Source organism: Enterobacter cloacae complex sp. S2 (genome assembly GCF_015159675.1).
Lineage (GTDB): Bacteria > Pseudomonadota > Gammaproteobacteria > Enterobacterales > Enterobacteriaceae > Enterobacter > Enterobacter intestinihominis.
Genome location: NZ_JADDTS010000038.1, coordinates 46,290 through 63,558, shown reverse-complemented (window position 1 = coordinate 63,558; position 17,269 = coordinate 46,290). Strand labels below are relative to the sequence as shown.

Here is a 17,269-nt window from a genome sequence, read left to right as displayed (position 1 = left end):
TTATTCGCACCTTCCCTAACTACGTCCTGTTGTACAAATAATTCTGTTACGTCACAGTATTAGCCGACTGGTAATTCATGCCGGTCGGCATCCTTTATATATTCGAGTAACAGGATGATGACATACAAATTACAATGGATAATCATCATTGCATCCCTGTTAATGACGAGACTTACCTCTGCCACTGAATTTAATATAAACGCCATCGATAAAGATCAGCGCGGCAGCGTCGATTTATCACGTTTTAAAGATCAAATATCGGTTACGCCGGGAAGCTATTTCGTTACGGTTTCAGTTAATGATATTCCGCTGGCAAATGGCTGGCTCCTTCGCTGGAGAGAAATAAATAACGCGGTTCAGGTGTGTATTCCTCCCGAACTGGCCGATACATTTGCGTTACAGGATGAGGTTCGTCACGCTTTGCCAGAAAAAGAGGGATGCGTTGATTTCGCCGCCAGACCAGACATCAGATTTACGTTTGAGCAAGATAGCCAATCCCTGAATGTGACGATCCCCCAGGCATGGCTGCAATACCGTGCGGTGGACTGGATGCCGCCATCCACCTGGGACAACGGCGTGCCGGGCGTACTGCTGGATTACAATCTTTTTGCCAGCCATTATCAGCCCAATAGCGGCAGCAGCAATAACAACGCCAATACCTATGGCACCGTCGGTGCGAACATGGGCGCGTGGCGCCTGCGAAGCGATTACCAGTACACGCGAAGCGATACTGAAGCAGGCTCAGAGCAGGATGGCCGTTTTTCACGCGTATATATGTTCCGCCCTCTGCCCTCAATCGGAGCGAAACTGACGCTGGGTGAAACGGATTTCCAGTCCGCAATTTTTGACGCCTTTACCTATACCGGCGCATCGCTAATCAGCGAAGAACGTATGCTGCCATGGTCGCTGCGCGGCTATGCCCCGCAGATTACCGGGATAGCGCAAACCAACGCCACGGTGACCGTAAGCCTTGCCGATCGCGTGATTTACCAAAGTAAAGTGCCACCAGGCCCGTTTGTTATTCAGGATCTCAACCAGTCGGTTCAGGGCACGCTGGACGTCAAAGTCACGGAAGAGGACGGCCGCGTCAGCACCTTCCAGGTCTCTGCCGAGTCCGTGCCGTTTTTAACGCGCAAGGGTCAGGTTCGCTACAAGTTCGCGGCGGGTAAAGCGCGCCAGGGTGCCTCCCATGACGTTGAAGATAACGCCTTCATGAGCGGCGAATTTTCCTGGGGCATGCTGTCACACACCTCCCAGTATGGTGGCACGCTGACTGATGGCGACGGTTATCGTTCCGTCGCTGCCGGGATCGGCCAGAATATGGCCTGGCTGGGGGCGCTCTCTTTTGACGTCACGCAGGCCACCAGCCAGCTGCCACACCAGCGCAGTCAGACGGGTTACAGCTATCGCATTAACTACAGCAAGCGTTTCGATACCACCGGCAGTCAGCTTACGCTTGCCAGCTACCGCTACTCAGACCCCCAGTTTTTGAGCTACGCCCGCTACCTTGATTATGACGACGGTGACCGCCAGTCGGAGAAACAAACCCTGAGCGTGACGGCAAGCCAGTACATTTCAGCGTTATCCCTGAACCTGTACGTCAACATGCTGCGTCAGACATGGTGGAATGATTTACCTTCCACGACCGGCAGCATCACGGCGGGCTACAACTTTGATATGGGCCGCTGGAAGAACCTCGGCGTAACCCTGTCCTGGAGTAAAACGCATTACGATGAGGAAGACGAAAGTGACGATACTCAGTTCTATCTCTCGCTCAGCGTACCGCTCGATCCCGATCATCGTCTTAACTATGACCTGCGTAACAGCGAAGCGCTGAGTCATAACGTGTCGTGGTATGACACGTCGGATCGCAATAATACCTGGGGCGTTTCCGCAGGCGCGGAGAGCGGGAAGCCAGATTCCGGCGCGCAGGTCAGCGGGAATTATCAGCATTATTCTACGTACGGCGATCTCAATCTCTCAGGCAGCTATAAAGCTGACGAATATAACTCCCTCAGCGCGAGCTGGAGTGGTTCCTTCACCTCAACGGCGAAAGGCGCCGCGCTGCACCGGCGCAGCTACGGTAATGAACCTCGTGTGATGGTCAGCACCGACGGGGTAGGCAATATCCCGCTGAACATGTCGCGAGATGAGACCAACCGTTTTGGCATCGGCGTTTTACCGTCATTCTCCAGCTATTCCCCCTCCAGCGTGCAGATCAATCTGAACAACCTCCCTGATGGCGTGGACGTAGACAACCGCGTCGTGACCTCAACCTGGACTGAGGGAGCCATTGGTTATCGTCAGATTGCCACGCGCGCAGGTAAGGACGTGACAGGCGTTCTGCGAATGTCATCAGGAGCGCCACCTCTCGGGGCGATTGTTCGCCTGGAAGCAAGCAATTTGCAGGTTGGGATGGTGGCCGATGAAGGCCGCGTCTGGCTGGCCGCCGTTGAGCCAGAACAGCAGTTTCGCGTGACATGGGGCGACAACCAACAGTGTCGCTTCTCGTTACCTTCTCACTTAGAAAACAGTATGCAGTTGATACTGCCGTGTCAGTAAGAAATCATCATGAAATTAACGCCGTTTAAAAGCCTGTGCCTGATGCTAACCAGCACAGCATTTGCTACCCACGCAGCCATTAATCTGGACCGCACGCGCATTGTTTTTCCAGAAAGCGACAAGGCCAGCAGCCTGAAAGTGGACAATCAGAGCAAGGTGCTGCCTTATCTGGCGCTCTCCTGGATTGAAGATGAAAAGGGACAAAAAGAAGATACGCACTTTATGGCGCTTCCCCCCATTCAACGTATCGAAGCGGGCACCTCGTCGCAGATAAGGATTGTTAAACAAGCCGCTACTCGCCAGCTGCCAGGAGACAGGGAATCGCTGTTTTATTTCAACCTGCGTGAAGTACCGCCAAAAAACACCAGCGCCAGCGAGGAGCGCAGCGTGATGCAGGTAGCAATGCAGAGCCGAATTAAGCTGTTCTGGCGTCCTGAAGCGATTAGCAAAAAATCCGGCGAACTGACTGAAATGCGAATGGAAATTTCCGCCAACGCGGATGGGCTCACGGTCCACAACCCTACGCCGTACTACATCACGCTGGCGTGGCTGAGCAAAAATGCTAAAACCATGCTGCCGGGTTTTGACAGTCTGATGATTGCGCCTTTCGCCACGGCAACCGCGTCTACCGGCGATTACCATGGTAGTTATTACAGCATCGGCTATATCGACGATTACGGTGCACTGAAAAAAGTCGACGTGCAGTGCACCGGAACGGCGCAATGTAAACTTACCGAACGGAAAATCGATAAAGATGCGAAAGCTCGCTAGTGTCCTGCTTACATTGCTGCTTTCAGCGCTGCCTTTGGAAGATGCGATGGCGCTTAACTGTTATCTGGGTGGCTCTGGCGGTTCCGTCGAGGAGACAAAAACGATCTCCCCCTTTGCCATACCCAGCAACGCCCAAATTGGCCAAAAAATATGGGAGTCTGATGACATTAGGATTCCGGTGACGTGTGACAACAACGTCTCGAGCAATTTTAAGCCGGAAGATGTCTTTGCCTGGGTAAATCCTTATCCTGCCGCAACCGATCCCTATTATGAGCTGGGCGTCACCTATGAAGGTATAGATTACGATGCTACAGGTCAGCCCAACGGCGTGGATACCCGCCAGTGTCTGGACAACAATAACATCACTATTTACACCCCTGCTCAAATCCGCCAGATGGGTTGGGAGAATCGCATTTGCTCTGGTAATCCGGATGATATCCATATTTCGCGCACGTTCGTCTCGCGATTACGACTTTTCGTGAGAATAAAGGCTGTGCCGCCGCATGGCTATGTCAGTTCGCTCAGCGATTACATCGTTGTGCAATTTGACGGTAAGGGTGGCGTTAATCAGATGGCCGACGCGAAGAACCTGAAGTATCACATCAACGGGCTGCAAAACATTACGGTACTGGATTGCGGGGCGACGTTTAGCATTTACCCTGAGAATCAGGAGATCGACTTCGGCACCTTCAGTGCGCGCGACATTGTGAATCAGCAGAAGCGTATTCGCACGTTTTCAATTCGAACCACCAAAGTGCAGGATGCCCAGTGCTCGGACGGATTTAAGATGGACTCGTCATTTTACACAACCGAAACGCTCAGCGCAGACGACACCGCGGTACTGATAGGGAATGGGTTAAAGCTGCGTATTCTTAACGGAACGGAGCCTTACACATTCAACCAGTACAAGGAATACGCCGATTTTACGGGCGATATGATGAATCTTGAGCAAAACTACACGGCTGAACTTTCGCGGGATGAAGGAAAAGCGATTCAGTCCGGGCCGTTTGAAACCGTGGTACTGTTCAAAATTAACTACCACTAGAAACAAAAAAGCCGGGTTTCCCCGGCTTTTTCACATCAGCATGTTCAGCTGGCTTTACGCTCATGCGCCCGGCGGTATTCAACCAGATCTTCAATCGTCACCACTGGCATATTGTGCAGACGCGCAAAGGTGATGCACTCCGGCGCGCGCGCCATGGTGCCATCATCGTTGGTCAGTTCGCACAGCACGCCTGCGGGTTTGAAGCCAGCCAGCGTCACTAGATCGATGGTCGCTTCGGTATGACCACCACGGGTCAGCACGCCGCCCGGCTGCGCGCGCAGCGGGAAGACATGACCAGGGCGGTGCAGATCGGAGGGTTTTGCACCATCAGCAATCGCTGCACGCACGGTAGTCAGGCGGTCAGCCGCCGACACCCCGGTGGTGACGCCATGTGCCGCTTCAATGGTCACGGTGAAACCGGTACCAAAGGCGCTGGTGTTGTTTTCAACCATCATCGGCAGATCAAGCTGCTGGCGACGGTCTTCGGTGATGCACAGGCATACGATGCCGCTACCGTGACGGATGGTCAGCGCCATCTGCTCAACGGTCATGTTCTCGGCGGCAAAAATCATGTCGCCTTCGTTTTCACGGTTTTCATCGTCAAGCACCATTACACCGCGGCCTTCGCGCAGTGCATCCAGTGCATGTTCAACACGTTGAGTTGAAGTGCCAAAAGAGGAAAGTAGCGTCTGATTCATGGTAAAAAAACCTCATTAACTTTATGGTTACCAGAATCAGGGCAGTCTTAGGAGCGCCGTACAAGCGGCAAAAAAATAACGTGAGCGGGCCTTGCCCGACTGGATCGTTACTCTCTCCCATCCGGACTCTAACCGTCGGCCCCGGAATTACACCGGATCTGCTGACCTTTGAGAATTCACCCAAAGCGCTCGCGGGCTTTCAGCGTTAAGCTGATTTACCGCCGGTGGGGAATTTCGCCCCGCCCTGAGAATAAGCGAGATAACTATAACGCTATTGATTACCCTGGGCAATGCATAAGCTTCAAACAATTTTGTTTAACCCGCGGCATGACGCGCTACAATAGGCACTAACACCTTTTCATCAAGGGAAACGACAATGATTGACCCAAAGAAAATTGAGCAGATCGCGCGTCAGGTTCATGAGTCCATGCCGAAAGGTATTCGTGAGTTTGGTGATGACGTTGAGAAGAAAATCCGCCAGACGTTGCAGGCACAGTTGGTTCGCCTTGATTTAGTCAGCCGCGAAGAGTTTGACGTGCAGACGCAGGTGCTGCTGCGCACCCGCGAGAAGCTGGCGCTGCTGGAACAGCGTCTGAGCGAGCTGGAGAGCCGCAATGCGCCGGAAGAGGTGAAGCCAGCGCCAGCTATTCCACCGGTGGATGACCAGGCATAGTGCGGCCTGTTGTGCCCGGTGGCGGCTACGCCTTACCGGGCCTACATGAACGCGTAGGTCGGGTAAGGCGCAGCCGCCACCCGACATAAAAAAACGGGCCAACTGGCCCGTTTTTTACTGACTGTCTTTCTGGATCTTCTTAATGATGTTAGTGGTTGAACACCCGTCCTCAAAGTTGAGCACCATCACTTCACCGCCATTCGCCCAGACCTCTTCGCTACCTGCGATTTGCTCTGGCTTGTAATCACCGCCCTTCACCAGCAGGTCAGGCAGAATTCCGGCAATCAGGCGCTGCGGGGTGTCTTCTTCAAATGAGACCACCCAGTCCACCGCTTCCAGCGCGCCGAGCACTATCATGCGCTGCTCCAGCGGGTTCACCGGACGCGTTTCACCCTTCAGACGTTTGGTTGAGGCATCGCTGTTGACCGCCACAATCAGGCGGTCGCCCAGCTTGCGCGCATTCGCCAGATACGAGACATGACCCGCATGCAGGATGTCGAACACGCCGTTCGTCATCACCACTTTTTCACCGCGTTTGCGCGCGGCGGCAACGGCCACTTTCAGCTCGTCTTCGGTCATGACGCCAAAGCCGGTATCCGCACGCCCACGCACCGCATTTTCCAGCTCGATTGGCGAAACGGTGGAGGTTCCGAGTTTACCGACGACCACGCCCGCCGCGGCGTTCGCGAAGTAGCACGCTTCTTCCAGGGAGTTCCCCGCCGCCAGCGTCGCCGCCAGCACGCCAATCACCGTATCACCGGCACCGGTCACGTCGTACACTTCCTGCGCCTGGGTTGGCATATGCAGCGGCGCCTTGCCCGGTTGCAGCAGCGTCATGCCCTGTTCTGAACGGGTCACCAGCAGCGCAGACAGCTCGAAATCAGCGATGATTTTCATGCCGCGCTCAACCAGCTCTTCTTCAGTTTTGCACTTGCCCGCCACCGCTTCAAACTCAGAGAGGTTGGGCGTCAGGAGGGTTGCGCCGCGATAGCGCTCAAAATCGGTGCCTTTCGGGTCGATCAGCACCGGAACGCTGGCTTTGCGCGCCAGCTGGATCATGGTCTGCACGCTCGCCAGCGCACCTTTGGCATAATCAGACAGCACCAGCGCGCCGATATTGCCCAGCGCCTGGCTAATGCGCTCATGCAGCGGCTCAGGATCAACGCCTTCGAACCCTTCTTCAAAGTCGAGGCGGATCAGCTGCTGGTTACGCGACAGCACGCGCAGCTTGGTGATGGTTGGGTGGGTCGGAACAGAAACGAAGTCGCACTTCACGTTCACGTCCGCCAGCGACTGGCTCAGCGCACGCGCCGCATCGTCAATGCCGGTCAGGCCCACCAGCCGCGAATGCGCGCCCAGCGAGGCTATGTTCATCGCCACGTTTGCCGCGCCGCCTGGACGTTCTTCAATGGTGTCGACCTTAACTACCGGCACCGGCGCTTCCGGAGAGATACGGCTGGTCGGCCCATACCAGTAGCGATCCAGCATCACATCCCCGACAACCATAACTCCAGCACGTTCAAACTCTGGCAGTGTTACTTTCATTCCTGACTCCAGAAAGATTCACAATTTGCGCGCGATAATATCACACTTGTTTTGTTACGCACGGTTCCACCAGCCACTTCTGCCAGCTTGCGGTCACCTGCGCGCGTTCATCGGTGAAACCGTCCAGCGCCACATGGCCCGGCTGTTCCTGTAAGGCCAGATGGTGCAGCTCGTCACGCAGCGTGCTGTAGGCGCGGGTTAATGCCTGCGCCTCCTGCTCATCCATAATGTCGTTCTGCGCCAGCAGTTCCAGTATGCGCACGTTATCCGACCAGCGGGTCAGCTTCGGCTTATCGTGCGCGTGCAACAGCACCAGATACTGAGTGATAAACTCAATATCGGTAATCCCGCCCTCATCAGCTTTGATATCAAAGCGATCGCGATGTTTGTTGCCAAGGTGCGCGCGCATTTTCTCACGCATTTCCCGCACTTCGGTTTGCAGCGTACAGCCTTCGCGCGGGGTCGTCATGACCGCCTTGCGGATCGCATCGAACTGCGTTTTGAGCTGCGGATCGCCGTACACCACGCGGGCGCGCACCAGCGCCTGATGCTCCCACGTCCAGGCTTCGTTCTTCTGATAGTCGGCAAAAGCCTCCGTGGAGGTAACCAGCATGCCTGCCGCGCCGGACGGGCGCAGACGCGCATCCACTTCATACAGAATGCCGGATGAGGTGCGAGTGCTGAACAGGTGCATGATGCGCTGGGCCAGGCGCAGGTAGAACTGCCGCCCGTCGATTTCACGCTCACCGTCGGTCATCACGTCAACCGGACAGTCGTGGAGGAAAATCAGATCCAGATCGGAGCTGTAGCCCAGCTCCCAGCCGCCCAGCTTGCCGTAACCCACCACCGCAAAACCGCGGCCTTCACGGTCAGCAAGGTGCTTCGGCTGCCCGTAGCGGGCCACCATCTGCACCCACGCCTGGTGGACTACCGCGTCGATGATCGCTTCCGCCAGCCAGGTTAAGTGATCGCTCACTTTCATTACCGGCAGAGTACCGGCGATATCTGCCGCCGCCACGCGCAACATCTGTGCCTGCTTAAACTGACGCAGCGCCTCAAGCTGTTGCTCTTCGTCCTCTTCCGGCACGCGCAGCAAATACTGACGCAGCTCGTCGCGGTAAGCATCCGTCGCCGTCGGCTGATAGAGCGTATTCGGGTCGAGCAGTTCGTCGAGCAGCAGCGGATAACGCGCCAGCTTGTTCGCCACCATCGGGGAGGCGGCGCAAAGGGAAATCAGATGCTTCAGCGCGCCGGGAAACTCACTTAATAGTTCAAGGTAGGTGGTACGCGTGACGATCCCGCTCAGGAGCGGCATCATGCGCGACAGCGGCACCGGCGCATCCTCGCGGGAGCAGACATCGCTCAGCAGATGCGGCATCAGATGATCCAGCACCTGACGACCGCGCGGGCCAATGGCGCGTTTGTTCAGTTCGAGGCGGAAGTCGGCGATTAACGCCACCACGCGATGGCGGGCATCGTCGCTTAAGTGCGCCAGCACCGGCGTGGTGTCATCTTCCTGAAGCGCGTCCTGCCACAGTTCGCGCCAGTGCTCGGAGAGCGCATCGTCCTGCGATTCACTTTCGTCGTCGCCGATCAGATCGTTAAAGATGCGGCGCACGCCCGCCATATGCGCTTCCAGCCGTTCCGTCAGCGCCGCCCAGTCATCCACCCGCATCCCCCAGGCCAAACGCGCCCGGTTCAGCTCATCGCCCGGTAACGTCTGGGTCTGTTCGTCGTTGATACTTTGCAGCAGATTTTCCAGACGACGCAGGAAGAGATAAGCGTCACGCAGCGTTTGCGCGTCGCCTTCCGGCAGCAGATGCAGCTGATCGATAGCGCTGAGCGTTGGCAGCAGCGAACGGGATTGCAGAGAAGGTTCTCGCCCGCCGCGTATCAGCTGGAAGACCTGAACGATAAATTCGATCTCACGAATACCGCCCGCGCCGAGCTTGATGTTGTCCTTCAGGCCACGGCGACGCACCTCGCGGGCAATCATCCCTTTCATATTTCGCAGGGACTGGATCACGCTGAAGTCAATGTAGCGGCGGAACACGAACGGGCGCAGCATGGCGCGCAGCTCGTTGGCGTAGGCATCGTCGCTGTCGCCCATGATCCGCGCTTTGACCATCGCGTAACGCTCCCAGTCGCGCCCCTGCTCCTGGTAATAATCTTCCAGCGCGGCAAAGCTCAGCACCAGTGGCCCGCTGTCGCCAAAAGGACGCAGACGCATATCCACGCGGTAGACAAAACCATCCTGGGTGGGCTGATCCAGCGCCTTAATCAGCCGTTGCCCCAGGCGGGTAAAGAACTGGGCGTTGTCCAGCTCGCGACGACCACCGCGCGTGGAGCCGTTTTCCGGCCAGGCAAAAATCAGATCGATGTCTGAGGAAAAATTGAGCTCGCAGCCGCCCAGCTTGCCCATCCCCAGTATCAACAGCGGTTGCGGAACCCCGTCTTCGCTGCACGGCGTGCCCCACTCTTTACAGCAGGCGGCGTAGAGCCAGTCCCGCGCGGCGACGATCAGCGTCTGCGCCAGCTCGCTCAACTGCTGCAAGGTGCTCTCTTCACTCACCAGCTCCAGCGCCTGCGCCCAGGCAATGCGTACCATCACCCGGCGGCGGAACTGACGCAGAACGCGCATCAGCGTGGGTTCATCTGCCACCTCTGCCAGCGCGGTTTGCAGCCAGCCAGCATAATGCCGCCACTCGTCAGCCTGCGGCGGCGCGCTTTCCAGCGCTGCCAGCCAGTCCGGGTTAGCGCTGACGCTCTCCTGCACAAAATCACTGAACGTGAGCACGCTTTTCGCCTGCTCGCTTAACGATGACGCGGGTAACGACTCAGGCAGGCGTTCGCAAACGGTCTGCCAGTGCTGCTGTAACTGCGAAGAAAGCGGCATATCAGGGGTTCCTTGCCAGAATTAACGTTTTCCGCTGTGCAGCCAGTACGGATCCTGCGAAATGGCCTCGTTGCGGAAATGCTCGATCTCGATCTGCTGACGGGTCTCGATGGCATGCTTCAGCCCCTGCCAGTTCTCCAGCCAGGCCTGCGCCTTCACGCCCTCATACGCACCTGACAGCAGCAACATGCTGTCGATGTTACGCGCCAGGCGGGGAAGCTGATCGCCATACTGGTCGCCCAGCGGATGCGCAAAGGTGGTTCGCAGCTCGGCCGCGTGACGGGAGAGGTGGATATCCGCAAAACGTTTGAAGTTTTCCGCGATTTTGGTCTGCCCTTTCGCATCGAGGAACGTGCGCCAGCCGCGCGTCACCAGAAACTCGGTCAGCGCCAGTTTCGCGCCGGCGTTTTGCGGGCTGTAGATCGCCGTTTGTGCCGACACGTCGGAAAGCATCAGCGTTTCGGTTTGAGTGAGCAAATCACGTAAGTGAGTGCTGGCTTTACGCGGTACAATGCCGCCAAAGAGCGTCAGGGTATGACGCACCAGCCCCATAGCGGCCAGCACCTGTTTTTTGGCATTTTTCACGTTACGCGCCCACAGCTCCTCGTGGTACTGCCACTGAGAGAGCGCCAGCTCCAGCGCCGCTTCCATGCCCTGCTCAACGGAGGCTTTCGGCACAACGCGCAGAATCGGGGTTTCTCGCAGCACGCGCGGCGCATTCCCGGCGGCCAGGTGATAGCCGCGTGCCGCTTTACTCAGGCTGCCCTGACGCAGGCCAGGCTGGTTCACCAGCTTGTGCGCCAGCTTCAGCACATCACTCGCCTCGCCTTCCAGCAGTTCGAGTTCCAATTCGCAGATCGGCTCCTGCTCTTCACCCGCCTTAATTTCACCCCGATCAAACGCGATCTCAATGCGGCTCTTGCCTTCCGACACCAGCCATTTTTCGCGCCAGAAATCGGTGCTGAACAGCGGTTGCGCCTCTGCCGACAGCGTTGCGGGCAGCGTCCCTTCCGGCCACACTTCCGCCGGAAAACGATCCAGCTCAAGTTCTGGCTTACTGATGTCGATATTGTATTCCGGACGCTGGTGCAAACCGCCCACCACGCGACCGGCGATTTTCATCGTCATCTCGTAGCGCCCGTTCGCACCACGGATGCGCAGGCCCATATCGTGGTTGCGCAGCCAGTTGTCCGGCGTTTCGTAATAGATGTTGAGCAGCTGTACGGGTTCATGGTGCTCGCCGGACAGCGTATTCAGATGCTGGCGGAGCGCGTCAGCGCTGTCTTTTTCGACGATAAACTTTAATTCGATCTCTTGTGCCATAGCCTTGTACTTTTGCGTGCGTCACAGACGCGTCGATGAAGGCGAACTTCCTCGCCATTTGTTTGTCAGTACATAGTATTTTGCGCCAAATTGCCACGCAATGAGCAATTTGACGGGCGTAAAAGTTTAAAGCGGTGGAAATCATGACACAGATGATTCCGATTGATGATGAATCCTTTGCGTAGCGACACTGATACCACTACTATCGTTCCACTTTTTATGAAAATAACGACTGATATGCTTAAATTACGCCTGATTGGACTTACTTTACTCGCTTTTAGCGCCGCAACCGCGGTCCACGCTGAAGAGAAACGTTACGTTTCTGATGAACTGAATACCTGGGTACGCAGCGGCCCTGGAGACAATTATCGCCTCGTGGGTACGGTAAATGCCGGCGAGGAAGTGACTCTGCTGCAAACTAACGCAGACACCAATTACGGTCAGGTTCGTGACAGCTCTGGCCGCACCTCATGGATCCCGCTGAAAGAGCTAAGCACAGTGCCAAGCCTGCGCACCCGCGTGCCGGATCTGGAAAATCAGGTGAAAACCCTGACCGATAAGCTGAACAACATTGACGGTACCTGGAACCAGCGCACCGCAGAGATGCAGCAGAAAGTGGCGCAAAGCGACAGCGTGATCGCCGGCCTGAAAGACGAAAATCAGAAGCTGAAAAATGAGCTGATCGTCGCACAGAAGAAAGTAAACGCCGCGAATCTACAGCTGGATGACAAACAACGCACCATCATCATGCAGTGGTTTATGTATGGCGGCGGCGTACTGGGCGTCGGTCTGGTGCTGGGTCTGGTGCTTCCTCACCTTATCCCAAGCCGTAAACGTAAAGACCGCTGGATGAACTAACTCGTCTTCTCTGCCACACTTACGTATCATCTTGCGAAAAGAGAAAACGGGAGTGTTGGCGTGAAGAGTTATCTGGTCGGTGGTGCGGTACGTGATGCGTTATTAGGTCTGCCGGTCAAAGATAAAGATTGGGTCGTGGTCGGTGCCACGCCCGAAGCGATGATTGACGCGGGCTACCAGCAGGTAGGCCGCGATTTTCCTGTGTTCCTCCATCCGAAAAGCCGCGAAGAGTACGCCCTGGCGCGTACCGAACGGAAATCGGGTTCCGGTTATACCGGCTTCACCTGCTATGCCGCGCCGGATGTCACGCTGGAGCAGGACTTACTGCGCCGCGATCTCACCATTAACGCCCTGGCGCAGGACGAAAACGGACATATCATCGACGCCTACGGCGGCCAGAACGATCTGCGCGATCGTCTTTTACGCCATATTTCCCCCGCCTTTTCTGAAGATCCGCTTCGCGTACTGCGCGTGGCGCGTTTTGCCGCCCGTTATGCCCATCTGAGCTTCCGTATCGCCGACGAGACGATGGCGCTGATGACGGCCATGACCGACGCGGGCGAGCTGGAACACCTGACGCCAGAACGCGTCTGGAAAGAGACCGAAAACGCCCTGACCACCCGCAACCCACAGGTCTTTTTCCAGGTTCTGCGCGACTGCGGGGCGCTGAAAGTGCTGTTCCCGGAAATAGACGCGCTGTTTGGCGTGCCCGCCCCGGCGAAATGGCACCCGGAAATTGATACCGGCATTCACACCCTGATGACGCTTAGCATGGCCGCTATGCTCAGCCCTGAAGTGGACGTGCGCTTTTCCACCCTCTGCCATGACCTCGGCAAAGGTTTAACGCCAAAGGAGTTGTGGCCACGCCACCACGGGCACGGTCCGGCTGGCGTAAAGCTGGTTGAAGGGCTTTGCCAGCGCCTGCGCGTGCCGAATGACATTCGCGATCTGGCAAAACTGGTCGCCGAGTTCCACGACCTGATCCACACCTTTCCGATCCTGAAACCCGCCACCATCGTCAGGCTGTTCGATAACATCGACGCATGGCGCAAGCCGCAGCGCGTGGAGCAAATTGCGCTGACCAGCGAAGCGGACGTGCGCGGCCGTACCGGGTTTGAAGCGTCCGATTATCCGCAGGGTCGTTTGCTGCGCGAGGCGTGGGAAATCGCAAAAGCGGTGCCAACGAAAGAGGTGGTGGAGGCAGGGTTTAAAGGCCCGGAGATCCGCGAAGAGCTGACGAAACGGCGGATTGATGCGGTTGCGGCGTGGAAGGAAAAACGTTGCCCTCAGCCGAAAGACTGAGGGCGGTCGGTCATCAGAAGAAGACCACGTACACGGCAGCCGCGACGATAAAACGGTAGATCGCGAACGGAATAAACGAGATACGCTTAATCAGTTGCAGGAAGGTTTTGATGGCAATCAGCGCCACGATAAAGGCGGTGATAAAGCCCACGGCGAACATCGGAATGTCGCCTACGGTCAGGAAGCCGATGCTTTTGTAGAGATCCAGTGCGGTGGCGCCCATCATCATCGGTACCGCCAGCAGGAACGAGAACTCAGACGCCGCGTAACGGCTCACGCCCATCAGCATCCCGCCGGAAATGGTTGCCCCTGAACGGGAGAAGCCCGGCCACAGCGCCAGACACTGGAAGCAGCCAATCATAAACGCCTGGCGATACGTCATATCGTCCAGACCTTCTGCACGCGGGGTTTTTGGCTTCAGCACTTCGGCGGCAATCAGCAGGAAGCCGCCGACAACCAGCGCGTACATCACGTTAATCGGGTTGAAAAGCGATTTTATGGTGTCGTGGAACACCAGCCCCAGCACCACCGCCGGGATCATCCCCAGCAGAATATGAATCAGCGTCAGGCGCCCCTTGCCCTCTCCTTCACGCTGCGGTAAACGCCCGAAGTGGATGCCGATCAGACCAAACAGACGACGCCAGAACATGACGACCACCGCCAGAATAGAGCCCAGCTGAATCACCACCTCAAACGTCTTTGCGGTATCGCCTTCAAAGCCCAGGAGATGGCCAACGATAATCATATGGCCCGTACTGGACACCGGCAAAAACTCCGTCAATCCTTCGACCACACCCAGAATTGCCGCCACCAGCAGCGAGTGCATATCGCTCATCTATAAACCCCTAAAAAGATATAAAAAAACGGTGTCCCACGCGGACAACCGTGAAAGATACAGCTTTAAGACCGATATAACCTAAAATGGTTTAGCTATTATGACGTTAAATCTTTTCCTTTCAGATTTGTGCCACGCTCGATAATCACGCCCACATTGGCGGCGCGCGCCACCGCGCCCGGCTTGCTTAGTTTGATGCGCACCCACGGGGAGTTAAATTTGCTCAGTAGCAGGTCCGCTACCTCTTCCGCCACGCGTTCCACCAGCGCAAATCGTTGCCCTTCCACGTGGCCGATGACCGCTTCACTGATGTCGGCGTAGCTCAGACAGTCATTCACATCATCGCTTTTTGCTGACTTGCGGTTATCCCAGCCCATTTCGATATCGAACACCAGTTTCTGCTCGATGGTCTGTTCCCAGTCGTAAACACCAATTGTGGTGATTACCGAAAGTTGCTCTATAAATACAATATCCATCACGACCTGCCTGCTTTTTGGCTAAACCGGATACCACTTCCGGCGAATTATGCGTATTATCCACAGATGCTGAGAATACAGATACATTTTCAAAACGGAACAGCGTTATGAGTGCAATCGCGCCTGGAATGATTATCCTCGCCTACCTTTGCGGCTCAATCTCCAGCGCCATTCTGGTCTGCCGCATCGCCGGGTTGCCTGACCCGCGTGAAAGTGGTTCCGGGAATCCGGGGGCGACCAATGTACTACGAATTGGCGGCAAGGGAGCAGCCGTAGCGGTTTTGATTTTTGATGTTCTGAAAGGAATGCTCCCCGTCTGGGGTGCGTATGCGCTGGGCGTCACACCCTTCTGGCTGGGGCTGATTGCTATCGCCGCCTGCGTCGGCCATATCTGGCCCGTTTTCTTTGGTTTTAAAGGCGGTAAAGGCGTTGCAACCGCGTTTGGCGCGATTGCGCCGATCGGCTGGGATCTCACTGGCGTGATGGCGGGCACCTGGCTGCTGACCATCCTGCTGAGCGGCTATTCATCGCTGGGTGCCATCGTCAGCGCGCTGATCGCTCCGTTTTATGTCTGGTGGTTCAAACCGCAGTTTACCTTCCCGGTATCGATGCTCTCGTGCCTGATCCTGCTGCGTCATCATGACAACATTCAGCGCCTGTGGCGTCGCCAGGAGACGAAGATCTGGACGAAGCTCAAGCGTAAAAAGAAAGACGCTCAGTAAACCGTTCGTTATGCCTTATAACCAAATGTGATTTTTGTCCCCTTCTGCCTGTGGTAACTGTTAGGTACACAACACAACCACATAAAAGAAAATGGCAGAAATCACAGACACAACTCCCCTCCCAACGGCAGGAAACACCCCGGATGGCGACATCAAGTGGGTACGCAGCGCATCGGACGTTTCACGTCTCGTTAATGACGGCTCTCAGGGCCGGGCCAATGCCCGCATCGTGGTCGGTATCGCGCTTGGGGGAATTTTTCTCGATGCCTACGATCTCGGCGCGCTGGCATTCGGCATCAAAGACATCACCCGCGAATTTAACCTGACGCCCGCTGGTACCGGCATGGTGGCTTCAGCCATTACCTTTGGCGCGATTGTCGGGGCGCTGCTTGGCGGCTATCTTACGGATAAAATCGGGCGCTACCGCGTCTTTATGGCCGACATGGTGTTCTTTGTCGTCGCCGCCATCGCCTGTGCGCTGGCTCCGAACGAATATGTGCTGGCGGGCGCGCGCTTTGTGATGGGTCTTGGCGTCGGGATCGACCTTCCCGTGGCGATGGCGTTTCTCAGCGAGTTCGCCAGGCTGAAAGGCCCGGGGAATAAAGCCTCCAGCGTGGCAATGTGGTGCCCCACCTGGTATGCGGCCATCAGCATCTCTTATCTTCTGGTGCTCTTCTTCTACGCCGTGCTGCCGGAAGGCCACAGCGACTGGCTCTGGCGTCTGATCCTTGGCTTCGGCGCGGTGCCCGCGCTGGTGATTATCGCCATCCGCAGCCGCTATATGAGCGAATCCCCGGTCTGGGCGGCGAATCAGGGCAATCTGAAAGAGGCGGCGTCCATCCTGCGGCAGTCGTACAACATTAATGCCCACGTGCCGCAGGATGCGCTTGACCAGCCCGCGCCGGTGGTCAATAAGGCAAAATGGTCGAACTACCTGAATCTGTTCCGTGGTATCTACCTGCGACGTACCACGCTCGCCACGCTGCTGTCGGTTGTCTCCTCGTTCGCCTATAACGCCGTAGCCTTTGGCCTGCCTGTGATCATTTCCAGCTTCTTTGTGCAGTCGATGCTGACCACCATTCTGATCTCGCTGGCGCTTAACCTGCTGTTTGCGTTTGTCGGCGGGCTGCTGGCAGTGCGCTATGTTCCGCGCTTCGGCGCGTGGCGGATGTCACTGGCGGGTTACGCCTGCCAGCTGGTGGCGCTGCTCGGTCTGGCGCTGATTGGCCGCCCTGACGGGGCCACGGAAGGCGTGGTCGCCATCGCGATGCTGGCGCTGTTCCTGTTTGGCCAGGGTTTTGGTCCGGGTGCGCATACCATGACGTTTGCCTCTCTGAGCTACCCGACCTCGCTGCGCGGCGTGGGCGTGGGGCTTAACCAGACGCTGATGCGCAGCAGTTCAACGCTGTCACTGTTTCTGTTCCCGCTACTGGTCGCGTCGCTGGATACCGCCGTGTTCTGGGTGATTGCGCTGGCGCCGTTTATCGGCCTGGTATCGCTGCTGGCGATCCGCTGGGAGCCGTCGGGGTATGATGTGGATGCAGAGGATTATCGCTAGCCTTT

Annotated in this window: 14 protein-coding genes and 1 riboswitch; of the genes, 8 read left to right on the top strand and 6 right to left on the bottom strand. The window is 56.6% G+C overall.

Translation table 11 applies throughout. The features are described from left to right. Positions 1–117: 117 nt before the first annotated feature. From IPZ49_RS18195 to IPZ49_RS18185, 3 genes are read left to right on the top strand one after another with little or no spacing between them, the layout of a single operon-like run. On the top strand, positions 118–2,562 hold the full coding sequence (locus tag IPZ49_RS18195; protein ID WP_063146972.1) for a fimbria/pilus outer membrane usher protein: 2,445 nt from the start codon (positions 118–120) through the stop codon (positions 2,560–2,562). 9 nt (positions 2,563–2,571) lie between these two features. Further along, entirely contained in the window at positions 2,572–3,333 is a 762-nt protein-coding gene (locus IPZ49_RS18190; protein WP_022649433.1) for a molecular chaperone, read from the top strand. Then, a complete protein-coding gene (locus IPZ49_RS18185) occupies positions 3,317–4,378 on the top strand; it encodes a type 1 fimbrial protein (protein WP_063146971.1) in 1,062 nt (353 codons plus the stop codon). Before IPZ49_RS18190 ends, IPZ49_RS18185 begins: the two co-directional genes overlap by 17 nt. A 44-nt stretch (positions 4,379–4,422) precedes the next feature. On the opposite strand, the gene ribB is transcribed toward IPZ49_RS18185, so the two are convergent. Further along, on the bottom strand, positions 4,423–5,076 hold the full coding sequence (gene ribB, locus IPZ49_RS18180) for a 3,4-dihydroxy-2-butanone-4-phosphate synthase (protein WP_003862538.1): 654 nt from the start codon (positions 5,074–5,076) through the stop codon (positions 4,423–4,425). A 105-nt stretch (positions 5,077–5,181) separates the two neighbouring features. After that, positions 5,182–5,332, bottom strand: a riboswitch (FMN riboswitch). A 120-nt stretch (positions 5,333–5,452) separates the two neighbouring features. Here ribB and ubiK point away from each other — a divergent pair. Next, positions 5,453–5,749 carry a ubiquinone biosynthesis accessory factor UbiK gene (gene ubiK / locus IPZ49_RS18175; RefSeq protein ID WP_000566823.1) on the top strand — a complete coding sequence of 99 codons (297 nt, stop codon included), beginning with the start codon at positions 5,453–5,455 and terminating at the stop codon, positions 5,747–5,749. Positions 5,750–5,863: 114 nt separating this feature from the next. Here ubiK and hldE read toward each other — a convergent pair whose 3' ends face one another. The 3 genes from hldE to IPZ49_RS18160 are packed head-to-tail and all read right to left on the bottom strand — an operon-like array spanning position 5,864 to position 11,513. Continuing rightward, positions 5,864–7,294 (bottom strand): bifunctional D-glycero-beta-D-manno-heptose-7-phosphate kinase/D-glycero-beta-D-manno-heptose 1-phosphate adenylyltransferase HldE, encoded by a 1,431-nt coding sequence (gene hldE, locus IPZ49_RS18170; protein ID WP_015571898.1) that lies wholly within the window; start codon positions 7,292–7,294, stop codon positions 5,864–5,866. A gap of 40 nt (positions 7,295–7,334) precedes the next feature. Then, complete coding sequence (glnE, locus tag IPZ49_RS18165) at positions 7,335–10,190, bottom strand: bifunctional [glutamate--ammonia ligase]-adenylyl-L-tyrosine phosphorylase/[glutamate--ammonia-ligase] adenylyltransferase (RefSeq protein ID WP_063146970.1); 2,856 nt, start codon at positions 10,188–10,190, stop codon at positions 7,335–7,337. A gap of 21 nt (positions 10,191–10,211) precedes the next feature. After that, positions 10,212–11,513 carry an inorganic triphosphatase gene (locus tag IPZ49_RS18160; RefSeq protein WP_023295460.1) on the bottom strand — a complete coding sequence of 434 codons (1,302 nt, stop codon included), beginning with the start codon at positions 11,511–11,513 and terminating at the stop codon, positions 10,212–10,214. A gap of 237 nt (positions 11,514–11,750) precedes the next feature. Between IPZ49_RS18160 and IPZ49_RS18155 the strand changes: the two genes are divergently transcribed. Continuing rightward, positions 11,751–12,371, top strand: coding sequence for a TIGR04211 family SH3 domain-containing protein (locus tag IPZ49_RS18155; RefSeq protein WP_001303390.1), 621 nt, complete (start codon positions 11,751–11,753; stop codon positions 12,369–12,371). Between the two features lie 60 nt (positions 12,372–12,431). Next, the gene (locus IPZ49_RS18150) at positions 12,432–13,673 is read left to right on the top strand and encodes a multifunctional CCA addition/repair protein (RefSeq protein ID WP_023298627.1); all 1,242 of its coding nucleotides are present in this window, start codon (positions 12,432–12,434) and stop codon (positions 13,671–13,673) included. Between the two features lie 13 nt (positions 13,674–13,686). Here IPZ49_RS18150 and bacA read toward each other — a convergent pair whose 3' ends face one another. Both bacA and folB read right to left on the bottom strand, forming a co-directional pair. Then, positions 13,687–14,508 carry an undecaprenyl-diphosphate phosphatase gene (bacA, locus tag IPZ49_RS18145; protein WP_003862545.1) on the bottom strand — a complete coding sequence of 274 codons (822 nt, stop codon included), beginning with the start codon at positions 14,506–14,508 and terminating at the stop codon, positions 13,687–13,689. Positions 14,509–14,606: 98 nt separating this feature from the next. Then, positions 14,607–14,984 (bottom strand): bifunctional dihydroneopterin aldolase/7,8-dihydroneopterin epimerase, encoded by a 378-nt coding sequence (gene folB / locus IPZ49_RS18140; RefSeq protein WP_023306975.1) that lies wholly within the window; start codon positions 14,982–14,984, stop codon positions 14,607–14,609. 107 nt (positions 14,985–15,091) lie between these two features. Here folB and plsY point away from each other — a divergent pair, with 107 nt between their 5' ends. After that, positions 15,092–15,706: a glycerol-3-phosphate 1-O-acyltransferase PlsY gene (plsY, locus tag IPZ49_RS18135; RefSeq protein WP_022649440.1), complete on the top strand. Its 615-nt coding sequence runs from the start codon at positions 15,092–15,094 to the stop codon at positions 15,704–15,706. A 91-nt stretch (positions 15,707–15,797) separates the two neighbouring features. Continuing rightward, positions 15,798–17,264 (top strand): MFS transporter, encoded by a 1,467-nt coding sequence (locus IPZ49_RS18130; RefSeq protein WP_063146969.1) that lies wholly within the window; start codon positions 15,798–15,800, stop codon positions 17,262–17,264. The last annotated feature ends 5 nt before the right edge of the window (positions 17,265–17,269 follow it).

Coding starts and splice junctions, on each gene's coding strand:
- IPZ49_RS18195 (WP_063146972.1), top strand. CDS start 118: ATGACATACAAATTACAATGGATAATCATCATTGCATCCCTGTTAATG.
- IPZ49_RS18190 (WP_022649433.1), top strand. CDS start 2,572: ATGAAATTAACGCCGTTTAAAAGCCTGTGCCTGATGCTAACCAGCACA.
- IPZ49_RS18185 (WP_063146971.1), top strand. CDS start 3,317: ATGCGAAAGCTCGCTAGTGTCCTGCTTACATTGCTGCTTTCAGCGCTG.
- ribB (WP_003862538.1), bottom strand. CDS start 5,076: ATGAATCAGACGCTACTTTCCTCTTTTGGCACTTCAACTCAACGTGTT.
- ubiK (WP_000566823.1), top strand. CDS start 5,453: ATGATTGACCCAAAGAAAATTGAGCAGATCGCGCGTCAGGTTCATGAG.
- hldE (WP_015571898.1), bottom strand. CDS start 7,294: ATGAAAGTAACACTGCCAGAGTTTGAACGTGCTGGAGTTATGGTTGTC.
- glnE (WP_063146970.1), bottom strand. CDS start 10,190: ATGCCGCTTTCTTCGCAGTTACAGCAGCACTGGCAGACCGTTTGCGAA.
- IPZ49_RS18160 (WP_023295460.1), bottom strand. CDS start 11,513: ATGGCACAAGAGATCGAATTAAAGTTTATCGTCGAAAAAGACAGCGCT.
- IPZ49_RS18155 (WP_001303390.1), top strand. CDS start 11,751: ATGCTTAAATTACGCCTGATTGGACTTACTTTACTCGCTTTTAGCGCC.
- bacA (WP_003862545.1), bottom strand. CDS start 14,508: ATGAGCGATATGCACTCGCTGCTGGTGGCGGCAATTCTGGGTGTGGTC.
- folB (WP_023306975.1), bottom strand. CDS start 14,984: ATGGATATTGTATTTATAGAGCAACTTTCGGTAATCACCACAATTGGT.
- plsY (WP_022649440.1), top strand. CDS start 15,092: ATGAGTGCAATCGCGCCTGGAATGATTATCCTCGCCTACCTTTGCGGC.
- IPZ49_RS18130 (WP_063146969.1), top strand. CDS start 15,798: ATGGCAGAAATCACAGACACAACTCCCCTCCCAACGGCAGGAAACACC.